Below are 12,891 nucleotides of genomic sequence, written 5' to 3'. Positions count from 1 at the left end.
AGTCCAAGACTGTCGGCACGACTGCGTCACACTGTGATCAAGGAGACGTTCGCGCGGGGTGCGAGGTTTGCCCGCCCGCGTAACGGGTTAGCCTGCCCGAATGTCTTGTGTGTTCTGCGCCATCGTTGCAGGGGAAGCGCCCGCGATCCGCATCTACGAGGACGACGGCTACGTGGCCATCCTCGATATCCGGCCGTTCACCCGCGGACACACGCTGGTCATCCCCAAACGCCACACCGTCGACTTGACCGATACTCCGCCCGAGACGTGCGCCGACCTGGTGCGCATCGGGCAGCGAATCGCCAAGGCCGCACGGCGATCGGGGCTGCACGCCGACGGCAACAACGTCGTCATCAACGACGGCAAGGCGGCCTTCCAGAGCGTGCTCCACATCCACCTGCATGTGGTGCCCCGTCAGTCCGGCGACAAACTGGCGTTCGCCAAGGGCATGCTCGTGCGTCGCGACCCGGACCGCGAGGAAACCGGACGGTTGCTGCGTGAGGCGTTGGCCGAAATCGATGCCGATGCGCAGGAGGATGCGCCGTGAACCATGTCGAGAAGGCGTTCGGTCAGGTCTATCGGTTGCACAACACGGTCTATCAGCGCACCAACGGATGGGTGGGCCATCGGCTGTTGATCCTGCCGAGCCTGCTGCTGCACACCGTCGGCGCCAGGACCGGCAAACCGCGCACCACCTCGCTGACCTACGCCCGCGACGGAGACGACTATCTGGTGGTCGCATCCAACGGCGGCGCGCCGCGATCGCCGGGTTGGTATCACAACCTGAAGGCCAACCCGAACGCCGAAATCAACGTGGGCCCAAAGCGATTGGCCGTGACGGCGCAACCGGTGCTGCCCGGCGACCCGGACCGCGAACGGCTGTGGAAGATCGTCACCAAGTACAACAAGGCGTACGACATCTACCAGAAGCGAACCAGCCGACCGATTCCGATCGTGCGGCTCACGCCGAAAGCCTGACTCAGAACAGCTCTTTGGCGAGCAACTCGAGCGTCTTGACCCGGGCGGGTGAGGCCGCGGGGTCGGTGCCGCGGCGCGCCGACGCCACCGGATGCACCATCACCTCGTCCACGCCGAACTCCTCGGCCAGTGCCCGCACCTGTTCGGCGGCCTCCGTCGGGTCGCCGACCACGGCGCGCCGCAACCCGGCGTCGACGATCGCCTGCTCCTGTGGCGTCATCCGCTTTGCTTCGGCGTCCTCGACCAGATCCAGCGGCAGCAGCGGCTGGCCGGTGCGCAGCCGCGCCATCATCTGCAGGTTGGGCAGCAGCAAAGCTGTTGCCTCATCGTGTGTTTCGGCCACCACCGCGTTGACGGTCAGGAACGTCACGGGCTCGGAGGTGAGGTCGCTCGGCTTGAACTCAGAGCGGTAGATCGCCAGCGCTTCGGCGGTGCCCTGCCCGGAGAAGTGGTGGGCGAACACGTAGGGCAGGCCCTTTGCGGCGGCCAGGTGCGCGGAGTACATCGACGAGCCGAGCAGCCACAGCCGTGGCTCGCTGGTCGCGGCAGGCGTCGCCTTGAGGATGTATTCCTCGCGCATCAGGTCCCGCGGCAGCGTCACGCGCACGCCATTGGTGCTCATCAGCGCCGCGACGTCGTCGAGGTACTGCGGGAACTTCTCGATGTCGTCGCGTTCGGCGTTGCCCTTGAATCCCCGCAGCATGATCGACGTGACCGGATCGGAGCCCGGCGCTCGGCCGATGCCCAGGTCGATGCGGCCTGGGTGCGCGGCTTCCAGCAACGCGAACTGCTCGGCGACGGCCAGCGGCGCGTGGTTGGGCAGCATCACGCCGCCCGAGCCGACGCGGATCTGCGAGGTGTGTGCGGCCAGGTGCGCGATCAGCACCGGTGGGCTGGTGGCCGCCACCGACGGCATGTTGTGGTGTTCGGCCACCCAGTAGCGGGTGTATCCCAGCCGGTCGGCGGTCTGCGCGAGCTGCGTCGACGCCGCCAGCGCGTCGGATGTCGTCTGGTCGGTGCGTACGGGAACGAGGTCAAGGACGGAGAGCCGCATATGTATAGCTAACGCCGGCCCCTGCTGGTCCGTTCCCGCGATTTAGGCGCGCTTTCCGGCGCTGAGCGCACGTTAGCGCGCCGAAATCGCCCGATGCCGGCGAGGGCGGCGGCCTTGCCGAACACGTCGTCGAGCATCTGCGGCGTCAGCTTGCCGGTGAAGGTGTTTTGCTGGCTGGGGTGATACACGCCCATCAGCGTGACCTCGCCGTGCGGCGTCTGCATGCCGGCCGTCACGCCGTGACCGAACTTCGGCGCGGGCCTGCCCACCGACCCGCCCGCCGCGCGCACCATGTCCAGCGCGGCGCGCCAGGCGAAGCCGCCCAGCGCGATGATGACCCGCACGTCGGCTCCGACAAGGCGCCATTCGGCGTCCAGCCACGGCGCGCACGTCGCCCGCTCGGCCGGGGTGGGCGCGTTGGCCGGCGGCGCGCAGCGCACCGCCGCCACCAGCCGGGTGTCGTTGAGCGCCAACCCATCCGCGGCGTCGACGCACAACGGCTGGTTGGCCAACCCGGCGCGATGCAACGCGGCGAAGAGGAAGTCCCCGGAGCGGTCGCCGGTGAACACGCGCCCGGTCCGGTTGCCGCCGTGTGCAGCGGGCGCGAGGCCGACGATCATCAGCCGCGGCCGCGCCGCGCCGAATCCCGGAATCGGCCTGCCCCAGTACGGTTCGCCGGCGAACGACTTGCGCTTCTCGACGGCCACTTGTTCGCGCCATTCGACCAGCCGAGGGCAGGCGCGGCAAACCGACACCTCGGCGTCCAGCTGCTCGATCGAGCCCGCCGCCTCGGCCAGCGCGACCACCTCGGGGGGCGTCTTGGCCACCGCCGTGGCAGCCGTCGCCGGGTCGCCCGGCCAGCCCGTGCCCACGGGCACCGGCGAGTCGAACAGCCTTCCGGTGCGGGGATGAGGCAGCTGCATCGCTCCACTGTGCCTGCGCGGGAAATTCCCCCGCCGACCGGGTCCGCCGCTGTTACATTCGCCGGGATATCTCATGAGCAACGGCAAGCGCGGACCGCTTCTCGTCATCCTCTTTGCCACTTTGATGGCCGGTGCGGGCAACGGCATCTCGATCGTTGCGTTCCCGTGGCTGGTGCTGCAACGTACCGGGTCGGCTTTTGATGCGTCGATCGTCGCGATGGCAGGGACGATCCCGCTGCTCGTTGCGACCCTGCTGGCCGGCGCGGCCGTCGATTACCTTGGCCGCAAACGCGTTTCGATGATTTCTGATGCGTTGTCGGCGCTGTCGGTGGCGACCGTGCCCGTGCTGGCCTTGACGTTGGGCGTGGAGGCGATCAACGTCGCGGTGCTGGCCTGCCTGGCCGCGCTGGGGGCCTTCTTCGACCCGGCGGGCATGACGGCCCGCGAAACGATGTTGCCGGAGGCCGCCACCCGCGCCGGGTGGACACTCGATCACGCCAACAGCGTCTACGAAGCGGTGTTCAACCTGTCCTACATCGTCGGCCCCGGCGTCGGCGGCCTGCTGATCGCCACGCTCGGAGGCATCAACACCATGTGGGTGACGGCCGCGGCGTTCGGTTTGTCGATCATCGCGATCGCGACGCTGCGCCTCGAGGGCGCAGGCAAGCCCGACCGCGCGGCTTTGCCCCAGGGTATGTGGGCCGGCATCGTCGAAGGGTTGCGCTTCGTCTGGAACACCAGGGTGCTGCGTGCACTGGCGATCGTCGACCTGGCCGCGACCGGCCTGTACATGCCGATGGAGTCGGTGCTGTTTCCGAAGTACTTCGCCGACCGCAACGAACCCGCGCATCTGGGCTGGGTGCTGATGGCATTGAGCGTCGGTGGGCTGCTCGGTGCCTTGAGTTACGCTGCGATGTCGAAGTTTTCGCGTCGACGGACCGTGATGTTGACCGCGGTGCTCACGCTGGGTGTGGCGATGACGATCATCGCGTTCCTTCCGCCGCTGCCGTTGATTCTGGTGCTGTGCGCCGTCATCGGATTCGTCTACGGCCCGATCGCACCGATCTACAACTACGTAATGCAAACCACGGCGCCGCAACACTTGCGCGGCAGGGTGGTCGGCGTGATGGGTTCGCTGGCCTACGCCGCAGGCCCGCTCGGGTTGGTGCTGGCCGGTCCGCTGGCCGACACCGCGGGGCTGCACGCGACGTTCCTCGCGCTGGCGCTGCCGATGCTTCTGCTCGGGGTGATCGCGGTGTTCTTACCTGCGCTTCGCGACCTCGACCGCGGCTCCGCCGTCGAAATCTAGGCCCCTATTTGACCATTCAAAAACATGCGTTACGTTGTGTGACGCCCAGCACACCACTCAGCCTCGAGGTCGCCTGTGTACCAGCAAGTTTTGGATCCCGTTGCTCATTCCCTCGCATGGAGTTCGCTGGTCGCGGCGATACCCTTGCTTTTGCTGTTCGTCCTGCTCGGCGCGATGAGAGTCACCGCATGGGTGGCCTCGCTGATCTCCCTCGCCGTCGCCATCATCGTGGCAGTCCTCGTGTACGGCATGCCCATCGGGCAGGCGTTGCTGGCAGGCACCGAAGGCGCCGCGTTCGGGTTCTTCCCGATTCTGTGGATCGTCATCAACGCGATCTGGGTGTACCAGTTGACCGTCGAGACCGGACATTTCGACGTGCTGCGCCGGTCGTTCGCCCGAGTCAGCGACGACCAACGCATACAGGCGATCCTGATCGCGTTCTCGTTTGGCGCCCTGATGGAAGCGCTGGCAGGGTTCGGCACCCCGGTCGCCGTGACGTCGGTGATGTTGATGGCGCTGGGATTCAAGCCGATGAAGGCCGCCGTACTCGCCCTCGTTGCCAACACCGCGCCGGTCGCCTTCGGCGCCATGGCAACCCCGATCTTGACGCTGGCCAAGGTGACCGAGCTGTCGCCCGACACGCTCGGCGCGATGGTTGGGCGGCAGACACCGATCCTGTCGGTGCTGGTTCCCCTCGCGCTCGTGGGAATCGTCGACGGGTGGCGCGGCGTCCGCGAGACGTGGCTTCCCGCGCTGGTCTGCGGGATCTTCTTCGGCCTCGGCCAATACGCCACGTCGAACTTCGTCTCGGTGCCGCTGGCCGACGTCGTCGCCTCGCTGGTGTCGGCGGCCGCTGTCGTCGCGCTGGTCCGGGTGTGGAAGCCGCGCCGGATCCACACCGAGTCGACGGTGATCGCAGGCGGCGCGGCGGATTCCCCGACGCCCGAATTCGCCGAACGCGTCGAGCATCCCGACTCGCGGGCCGACGTCGTCAAGGCCTACGCCCCCTACGCGATCATCATCGCGGTGTTCGTCATCTGCCAGATCACCGCGGTCAAGAACCTGCTCGACAAGGCCACCATCAAGTTCGAATGGCCGGGGATCGACGTCCTCAGCCCGTCGGGGAGCCCCGTGACGCTGTCGGCGTTCACGCTGAACCTGCTCACCACCCCGGGCACGCAGATGCTGGTCGCAGGCGCGCTGACGATGATCGTGCTCAAACTGTCGGTGGGGCGGGGGGTCAGGGCCTACGGCACGACGCTGCATCAGCTGCGCTGGGCCATCGTCACGGTGATGGCGGTGTTGGCCCTGGCGTTCGTGATGAACCTGTCAGGGCAGACCATCACGCTCGGCACATGGATGGCGGCGGCCGGTGGCGCATTCGCCTTGATCTCACCGATTCTCGGCTGGCTCGGCGTGGCCGTCACCGGGTCTGACACCTCGTCCAACTCGCTGTTCGGCGCCCTGCAGGTCACCGCGGCGAACCAGGCCGGCCTGTCCGAACTGTTGATGGCGGCGGCCAACAGCTCCGGCGGCGTGCTTGGCAAGATGATCTCGCCGCAGAACCTCGCCATCGCGGCGGCCGCCGTCGGCATGAACGGCAAAGAGGGCGACATCTTCCGCCGCGTCGTCATCTGGAGTCTGGTGTTCCTGGCCCTGCTGTGCGCCCTGACCGCGCTGCAGGCCTCGCCGCTGCTTTCGTGGATGGTTCCGTCGTGACCGCCCGTAGCATCGACAGCGTGACCGCACTCGACAGCTTGATCGCCGACCTGCCCGAAGGAATGGTCGTCACCGACCCGGCGATCACCGAGGGCTACCGGCAGGATCGAGCGCTCGACCCGTCGGCGGGTAAACCGCTGGCGGTGGTGCGGCCGCTGACCACCGAGCAGGTGCAGACCGTGATGCGCTGGGCCAGTGCGCACCGCGTCCCGGTCGTGCCGCGCGGGGCGGGCAGCGGCCTATCCGGCGGGGCCACCGCTCTGGACAACGGCATCGTGTTGTCGACGGAGAAGATGCGCGACATCACCGTCGACCCGGTGACCCGCACGGCGGTGTGCCAACCCGGCCTGTTCAACGCCGAGGTGAAGAAGGCGGCCGCCAAATACGGGTTGTGGTATCCGCCGGATCCGTCGTCGTTCGAGATCTGCAGCATCGGCGGCAACATCGCCACCAACGCGGGCGGGTTGTGCTGCGTAAAGTACGGCGTCACCACCGACTACGTGATGGGCCTGCAGGTGGTGCTTGCCGACGGCACGGCGGTGCGGCTCGGCGGCCCCCGGCTGAAAGACGTTGCGGGGCTGAGCCTTACGAAGCTGTTCGTCGGCAGTGAGGGCACGCTGGGCATCGTCACCGAGATCACGTTGCGGTTGCTGCCCAAGCAGAACCGGTCCAGCACCGTCGTCGCGAACTTCCCCACGGTCGACGCCGCCACCAGCGCCGTGCTGGGCGTCTCCGGACAGATGCGGCCGTCGATGCTGGAGTTCATGGACGCGGTCGCGATCAACGCCGTCGAGGACAAGCTCAGGATGGGCCTGGACCGCGACGCCGCGGCGCTGCTGCTGGCCGGCTCCGACGAACGCGGGCACTCGGCCGCCGAGGACGCGGCCAGAATCGCCGAGGCGTTCGGCCAGAACGGCGCGACCGACGTGTTCACCACCGACGACCCCGACGAGGGCGAGGCGTTCGTGGCCGCCCGCCGCTTCGCGATACCCGCGGTCGAGGCGAAGGGCACGCTGCTGCTGGAGGATGTCGGGGTGCCGCTGCCCCGGCTGGGCGATCTGGTCGGCGGCGTCGAGCGCATCGCCGCCCAACGCGAGGTGATGATCTCGGTGATCGCGCACGCAGGCGACGGCAACACCCACCCGCTGATCGTGTTCGACCCGTCCGACGCCGCTATGGCCGACCGGGCACAGCTCGCGTTCGGCGAGATCATGGACCTGGCGGTGGGCCTCGGCGGCACGATCACCGGCGAACACGGCGTCGGCAGGCTGAAAAGACCCTGGCTGGCGAACCAGCTCGGACCGGAGGCGATGGAGCTCAACCGCCGCATCAAGGCCGCGCTCGACCCCGACGGGATCCTGAACCCCGGCGCTGCCATTTGATGACAATTCGCTGAACCCTGTTGACAGGGTGCGTTGCTTTGTCGTACGCATAAGACATGCCTGCCACTCTGTCTCAGAGTTCGCCGGCCCGGTTCGTGCTCGCGACGGCCGAGACCTGGGCGAACCCGTGGCCGATGTATCAAGCGCTGCGCGACAAGGACCCCGTCCATCACGTGGTGCCCGAGGGTCGGCCCGACCACGACTACTGGGTGCTGTCCCGGCACGCCGACGTGTGGAACGCCGCGCGCGACCACGAGACGTTCTCGTCCGCGCAGGGCTTGACCGTCAACTACGGCGAGCTGGAAATGATTGGCCTGCAGGACAATCCGCCGTTCGTGATGCAGGACCCGCCGAGCCACACCGAGTTTCGCAAGCTGGTGTCGCGCGGGTTCACTCCCCGCCAGGTCGAGGCCGTCGAGCCTGCGGTGCGCCAGTTCGTCGTCGAACGCCTGGAGCGGCTGCGCGCGGCCGGGGGCGGTGACATCGTCGCCGAATTGTTCAAGCCGCTGCCGTCGATGGTCGTCGCGCACTATCTCGGTGTGCCGGAGGAGGACCGCGCGCAGTTCGACGGCTGGTCGGAAGCGATCGTCGCCGCCAACTCGGAGTCGACGTCGTTCGCCAACGCCGCGGAGTCCGCGGGCGAGGCCGTCGCGTCCATGATGGCCTACTTCACCCAACTCATCGAACGCCGCCGCTACGAACCCGGCGACGACACGGTGTCGCATCTCGTCGCCGCGGGCATGGGCGCCGACGGCGACATGGCCGGGATGCTGTCCATCCTGGCGTTCACGTTCACGATGGTCACCGGCGGCAACGACACCACGACCGGCATGCTCGGCGGAGCGGTGCAACTGCTGCACCAGCGGCCGGATCAGAAGCGGCTGCTGGTCAACCACCCCGACCTGATTCCGGACGCGGTCGACGAGTTCCTGCGACTCACCTCGCCCGTGCAGGGCCTGGCCCGTACCACGACTCGCGATGTGCGAATCGGCAATACGACGATTCCCGCAGGCCGCAAGGTGCTGCTGCTGTACGGGTCGGCCAACCGCGACGAACGCGAATACGGCGCCGGCGCAGGCGAACTCGACGTGCGCAGGCGCCCACGCAACATCCTGACGTTCAGCCACGGCGCGCACTTCTGCCTCGGTGCGGCCGCGGCGCGGATGCAGTCGCGTGTGGCGCTGACCGAACTGCTGGCCCGCTGCCCGGATTTCGAGGTCGACATGTCCGGTGTGGTGTGGGCCGGCGGCAGCTACGTGCGCAGACCATTGTCGGTTCCGTTCCGGGTGCTGTCCTGATGGCGGGTAACGACTGGTTGGGCGACCGCCGCTCGGAGGTGGCCGCCGACCGCATTCTCGACGCCGCCGACGCGTTGTTCGCCCAGAAGGACGCGGCGACGGTCGGTATGCATGAAATCGCCAAGGCCGCAGGGTGTTCGCGGGCCACGCTGTACCGCTATTTCGAGAACCGCGAAGCGCTCTACACCGCCTACGTGCACCGGGAGAGCTATCGGCTGTTTCATCAGATGACTGAGCAGCTCACCGGCGTCGACGAGCCACGCGAGCGGCTGATCGAGGGCATGGTGTCGTCGCTGCGCAACGTGCGCGAAAGCCCGGCGCTGTCGTCGTGGTTCGCGACCGCGCAGCGCCCGATCGGCGCGGAGATCGCCGAACAGTCGCAGGTGATCAAGGCGCTGACCGAGGCGTTCCTGATATCGATGGCCCCCGACGAGCCCGAGGTGGTCGAGCGCAAGGCCCGCTGGCTGGTGCGGGTGATGACCTCGCTGCTGGTCTTCCCCGGCCGCGACGAGGACGAGGAACGCATGATGATCGAGCAGTTCGTCGTCCCGATGGTGCTTCCCGCGGCGCAGGAGGCCTAGCGGTTCTCCCCGCGAAACGGAATCGGCGCAGCGAAAGTGCGAGTGAACGCCTGCGTGGATTACGTCTCGCGGGGGTTCAGCGGACGCGGGTGAACCGGTGCAGCAGCCACGCCAGCGGCACCGTCACGATGAACGTCACGATAAACAGCCACGCCATCGAGCCCGTGTAGATCGGATAGCGCAGGATCTCGACCATCACGAGTTCCATCGTCAACAGGTGAATCAGGAAGATCTCGTAGGAGATCTCGCCGAGAAACACCATCGGGCGGCTCGCCAACAGCCACGCGTACCAGCCGCGGTCGTTGAGCGCGAGCGGTGCGACCGCGAGCGTCGCGATCACCGCGTAGAACGCCGCCTTGGCGAGTGCCTCGCGCAACTCGGCGGGCGACGTCGTCGGCTCTCCCCCGAGCGGTGTGGAGACGATGAAGTAGCACGCCACCGCGACCGGCAGGCACGCCATCGCGTACGCGCGCGCCCCCATGGGCTGCAACACGGCCAGCAACATGCCGCCGATGAACCAGACGAGATAGCTCGGCAGCCACAGGCGTGCGCCGTCGGGCAGAAAGTCGGTGGTGTGCACCAGGATCAGCCAGGCCGGTGTGATCGCCGCCAGGACCGCCAGTCCGAACAGCAACAGCCCTGGCCGCCACTGGCGACGACACAGCACGACAAGCAGCAGATATGCCAGCAGCGGCAGCACCGCGTAGAACGCGACTTCCACTGCCAGGCTCCACATTTGGGTCAGCGCCTGGTGCAGGTAGGAGTACAGGTAGTTGTCGGTGTAGATCTGCGTCAGGGTGAGGTTGCGAAACAAGCCCATCCAGGTGTGGCCGGGATTCGGCCCCGCGGTGCGGAAGTGGTAGACGAGATAGGCGACCAGCACCGTCACGACGTAGGCGGGCATGATGCGCAGCACCCGGCGCCACGCGTAGCGGCGCACCGACGGCGGCGGCCCGCCCGTGGCGGCGGCCTTGACCCACGGACCGAACAGCAGAAACCCGGACAGCACAAAGAAAATCGGCACACCGATTTCCATTCGCGAATACACCAGCCCGACGTAGCCGTGCGTGTACTTGCCAGTGGTGTAGGCGGCGTGCGTTGCCATCACCAACAGCGCCGCCACCGCGCGAATGCCGGTGAGCGAGGCCACCCGTTCCGGCCTGCCGACGGATTCGAGCCCGCCCTGTGCTTCCTCTTGTCCGACGCCCCTGGACACGATCATTTCGATTTGCGGTGCGGCTTTTTCGGGCCGCGGTCGGGTGCCAAGTTGATCAGTTGACCCTGAATCCGCGTCTTGGCAAGCGCTTTCAGCGTCTGCTTGGGCAGCTTGGCGGGCAGTTCCACCAGCGAGTAGTCCTGCCGGATGTCGATATGGCCGAAATCGCTTCGGTGCAGCCCGCCTTCGTTGGCGATCGCACCGACGATGGCACCGGGCATGACCTTGTGCCGCTTGCCGACGGCGATGCGGTATGTCGCGAGATCAGCGCGGACCTCGCGACGCTTGCGCGCGGGCCCGTCGTCGCGGCTGCGGTCGGGTCGTTCGCGTCGCTTCTCCGGCGGCGGCTCCGTCATCAGAAACTCGCCGCCATCGCGCGACTGCAGCGCCAACGCCGCCGCGACATCGGCCATCGGCACGTCCTTCTCGCGCGCATAGTCCTCGATCATGCGGCGAAACAGGTCGATGCCCGGCGCTCCGAGCGCGTCGGTGATGGAGTCGTAGAACTTCGCGACGCGCTGGGCGTTGACGTCCTCGACCGATGGCAGCTCGGCCTCGACCAGCTTCGAGCGCGTCGCCTTCTCGATCGCTTTCAGCAGGTGGCGTTCGCGCGGCGTGACGAACAGCAACGCCGAACCCGACCTGCCGGCTCGGCCGGTGCGCCCGATGCGGTGCACATACGACTCGGTGTCGTGCGGGATGTCGTAGTTGACGACGTGCGAAATGCGTTCCACATCAAGGCCGCGGGCGGCGACGTCGGTGGCGATCAGGATGTCGATGCGGCCGTCCTTGAGCGCGGCGATGGTGCGCTCGCGCTGGGCCTGCGGGATGTCGCCGTTGATGGCGGCCGCGGCGAACCCGCGCGCCCGCAGCCGCTCAGCGACCTCCTCGGTGGCCTGCTTGGTGCGCACGAACACGATCATCGCGTCGCCCTGCTCGACCTCGAGCACCCGCGTCAGCGCGTCCATCTTGCGCGGCCCCGCCACCTGGATGAAGCGTTGCGAAATGTTCTCTGCGGTGGCGGTTTTCGCCTTGACGGTGACCTCGACCGGGTCGTGCAGGTACTTGCGGGTGATCTTGCGGATGGCCTGCGGCATCGTCGCCGAGAACAGCGCGACCTGCTTGTATTCGGGTGTGTCGGCCAGGATGCGTTCGACGTCCTCGGCGAAACCCATCTGCAGCATCTCGTCGGCCTCGTCGAGGACGAGGTAGTCCAGCCGCGACAGGTCCAGCGTCCCGCGCTCCAGGTGGTCGATGACGCGGCCGGGCGTGCCGATCACCACCTGGGCGCCGCGCCGCAGGCCCGACAGCTGCACCGCGTACGACGAGCCGCCGTAGATCGGCAGCACGTTGATGTCGGGCAGGTGCGCGCCGTAGCGGCCGAACGCCTCCGACACCTGCAGGGCGAGCTCGCGCGTCGGCGCCAGCACCAGCGCCTGCGTCGTCTTCTCGGCGGTGTCGATCTTGGACAGGATCGGTATCGCGAAGGCCGCCGTCTTGCCGGTGCCGGTCTGGGCCAGGCCGACGACGTCGGAGCCCGCCATCATCGCCGGAATGGTCTCTGCCTGGATGGCCGACGGCGTCTCGTAGCCGACATCGGCGATCGCCCGCAGCACCGCCGGGTGAATCTGCAGGTCAGCGAAGGTCAGGTCGGCGCTGGTGGCGTCCGAGTCGGGCGACGTCATCGAGTTGCCAGTCTAGTGGTCAGGATCGCTTCGACCCGCCGCGCGGCCTGCCAGGCAGCCGGACGGGTTGGCGGTACGGTGCGCAACTGTGAAAAGGGTCCTCACCGCGGGGACGGCCGCGGGAGCGCTGTTGCTGGCCGGATGCGGCTCCGGTGACTCGACCGTTTCCAAGACGCCGGAGCCGACGGCCTCAGTCGCACCCGCGACCGCAGCGCCCGCACCGCCGGCTCGCCCCAGCGAAACGCCGACCGCGCCCGCGCCCGATCCGTGCGCGGTGAACCTGGCGGCACCCGAGATCGCGAAGGCGGTTTCGGAGTTGCCGCGCGATCCTCGCAGCGGGCAGGCCTGGAGTCCCGAGCCGGTGGCAGGGACCTACAACGAGTGCGCCCAGCTGTCGGCGGTCATCGTCAAGGCTAACACCAACGCCGAGAATCCGAACACCCGCGCGGTGCTGTTTCACCTCGGCAAGTTCATCCCGAGGGGCGTGCCCGACACGTACGGCTTCAACGGCATCGAGCCGACGCAGAGCACCGGCGACACCGTCGCGCTGGTGTACTCCAACGGCACGCCCGGGCTGCAGAGCGTGGTGAAGTTCCGCTGGAACGGCAACGGCGTGGAGTTGGTCGGCAACACGCCCGGCTAACACGGGCCCACGGCCGCCCGCCCCGCCCCGCCGAAACCGACACATGGGTGGCGACACGCCGTGAAAACGCGCCCAAATGTCGGTCTGTCTCATAAACACATCT

Annotated in this window: 12 protein-coding genes; 8 read left to right on the top strand and 4 right to left on the bottom strand. The window is 67.8% G+C overall.

All coding sequences use genetic code 11. The features are described 5' to 3' along the window. The first annotated feature begins 100 nt into the window (after positions 1-100). Together CQY20_RS26720 and CQY20_RS26715 are read left to right on the top strand one after the other, a co-directional pair. Positions 101-547 carry an HIT family protein gene (locus tag CQY20_RS26720; RefSeq protein ID WP_097943215.1) on the top strand — a complete coding sequence of 149 codons (447 nt, stop codon included), beginning with the start codon at positions 101-103 and terminating at the stop codon, positions 545-547. Continuing rightward, entirely contained in the window at positions 544-978 is a 435-nt protein-coding gene (locus CQY20_RS26715) for a nitroreductase family deazaflavin-dependent oxidoreductase (protein WP_097943213.1), read from the top strand. Before CQY20_RS26720 ends, CQY20_RS26715 begins: the two co-directional genes overlap by 4 nt. A gap of 1 nt (position 979) precedes the next feature. Here the strand turns inward: CQY20_RS26715 and CQY20_RS26710 are convergent, their stop codons facing one another. Together CQY20_RS26710 and CQY20_RS26705 are read right to left on the bottom strand one after the other, a co-directional pair. Beyond that, positions 980-2,032, bottom strand: a complete 1,053-nt coding sequence (locus CQY20_RS26710; protein WP_097943211.1) for an LLM class flavin-dependent oxidoreductase — start codon at positions 2,030-2,032, stop codon at positions 980-982. 8 nt (positions 2,033-2,040) lie between these two features. After that, the gene (locus tag CQY20_RS26705) at positions 2,041-2,955 is read right to left on the bottom strand and encodes a uracil-DNA glycosylase (RefSeq protein WP_097943210.1); all 915 of its coding nucleotides are present in this window, start codon (positions 2,953-2,955) and stop codon (positions 2,041-2,043) included. Positions 2,956-3,028: 73 nt separating this feature from the next. Between CQY20_RS26705 and tap the strand changes: the two genes are divergently transcribed. From tap to CQY20_RS26680, 5 genes are all read left to right on the top strand, one after another. Beyond that, entirely contained in the window at positions 3,029-4,264 is a 1,236-nt protein-coding gene (gene tap / locus CQY20_RS26700; protein WP_097943209.1) for a multidrug efflux MFS transporter Tap, read from the top strand. 75 nt (positions 4,265-4,339) lie between these two features. After that, complete coding sequence (locus tag CQY20_RS26695; RefSeq protein WP_097943208.1) at positions 4,340-5,983, top strand: L-lactate permease; 1,644 nt, start codon at positions 4,340-4,342, stop codon at positions 5,981-5,983. Between the two features lie 62 nt (positions 5,984-6,045). Next, entirely contained in the window at positions 6,046-7,365 is a 1,320-nt protein-coding gene (locus tag CQY20_RS26690) for an FAD-binding oxidoreductase (RefSeq protein WP_097943244.1), read from the top strand. A gap of 56 nt (positions 7,366-7,421) precedes the next feature. Beyond that, positions 7,422-8,663 (top strand): cytochrome P450, encoded by a 1,242-nt coding sequence (locus tag CQY20_RS26685; protein ID WP_097943207.1) that lies wholly within the window; start codon positions 7,422-7,424, stop codon positions 8,661-8,663. Then, entirely contained in the window at positions 8,663-9,244 is a 582-nt protein-coding gene (locus CQY20_RS26680; protein WP_097943206.1) for a TetR/AcrR family transcriptional regulator, read from the top strand. The genes CQY20_RS26685 and CQY20_RS26680 overlap by 1 nt, the downstream gene beginning before the upstream one ends. Before the next feature lie 76 nt (positions 9,245-9,320). Here CQY20_RS26680 and CQY20_RS26675 read toward each other — a convergent pair whose 3' ends face one another. Next, positions 9,321-10,466: an acyltransferase family protein gene (locus CQY20_RS26675; RefSeq protein ID WP_097943205.1), complete on the bottom strand. Its 1,146-nt coding sequence runs from the start codon at positions 10,464-10,466 to the stop codon at positions 9,321-9,323. Beyond that, the gene (locus tag CQY20_RS26670; RefSeq protein ID WP_097943204.1) at positions 10,463-12,145 is read right to left on the bottom strand and encodes a DEAD/DEAH box helicase; all 1,683 of its coding nucleotides are present in this window, start codon (positions 12,143-12,145) and stop codon (positions 10,463-10,465) included. Before CQY20_RS26670 ends, CQY20_RS26675 begins: the two co-directional genes overlap by 4 nt. An 88-nt stretch (positions 12,146-12,233) precedes the next feature. Here CQY20_RS26670 and CQY20_RS26665 point away from each other — a divergent pair, with 88 nt between their 5' ends. Next, on the top strand, positions 12,234-12,788 hold the full coding sequence (locus CQY20_RS26665; protein ID WP_097943203.1) for an LppP/LprE family lipoprotein: 555 nt from the start codon (positions 12,234-12,236) through the stop codon (positions 12,786-12,788). The last annotated feature ends 103 nt before the right edge of the window (positions 12,789-12,891 follow it).

This window comes from Mycolicibacterium agri, assembly GCF_002553505.1.
In the GTDB taxonomy this organism is placed as follows: Bacteria; Actinomycetota; Actinomycetes; order Mycobacteriales; family Mycobacteriaceae; genus Mycobacterium; species Mycobacterium agri.
Note: the sequence above shows the minus strand (reverse complement) of the source record. Positions and strands in the feature narration are given on the sequence as shown.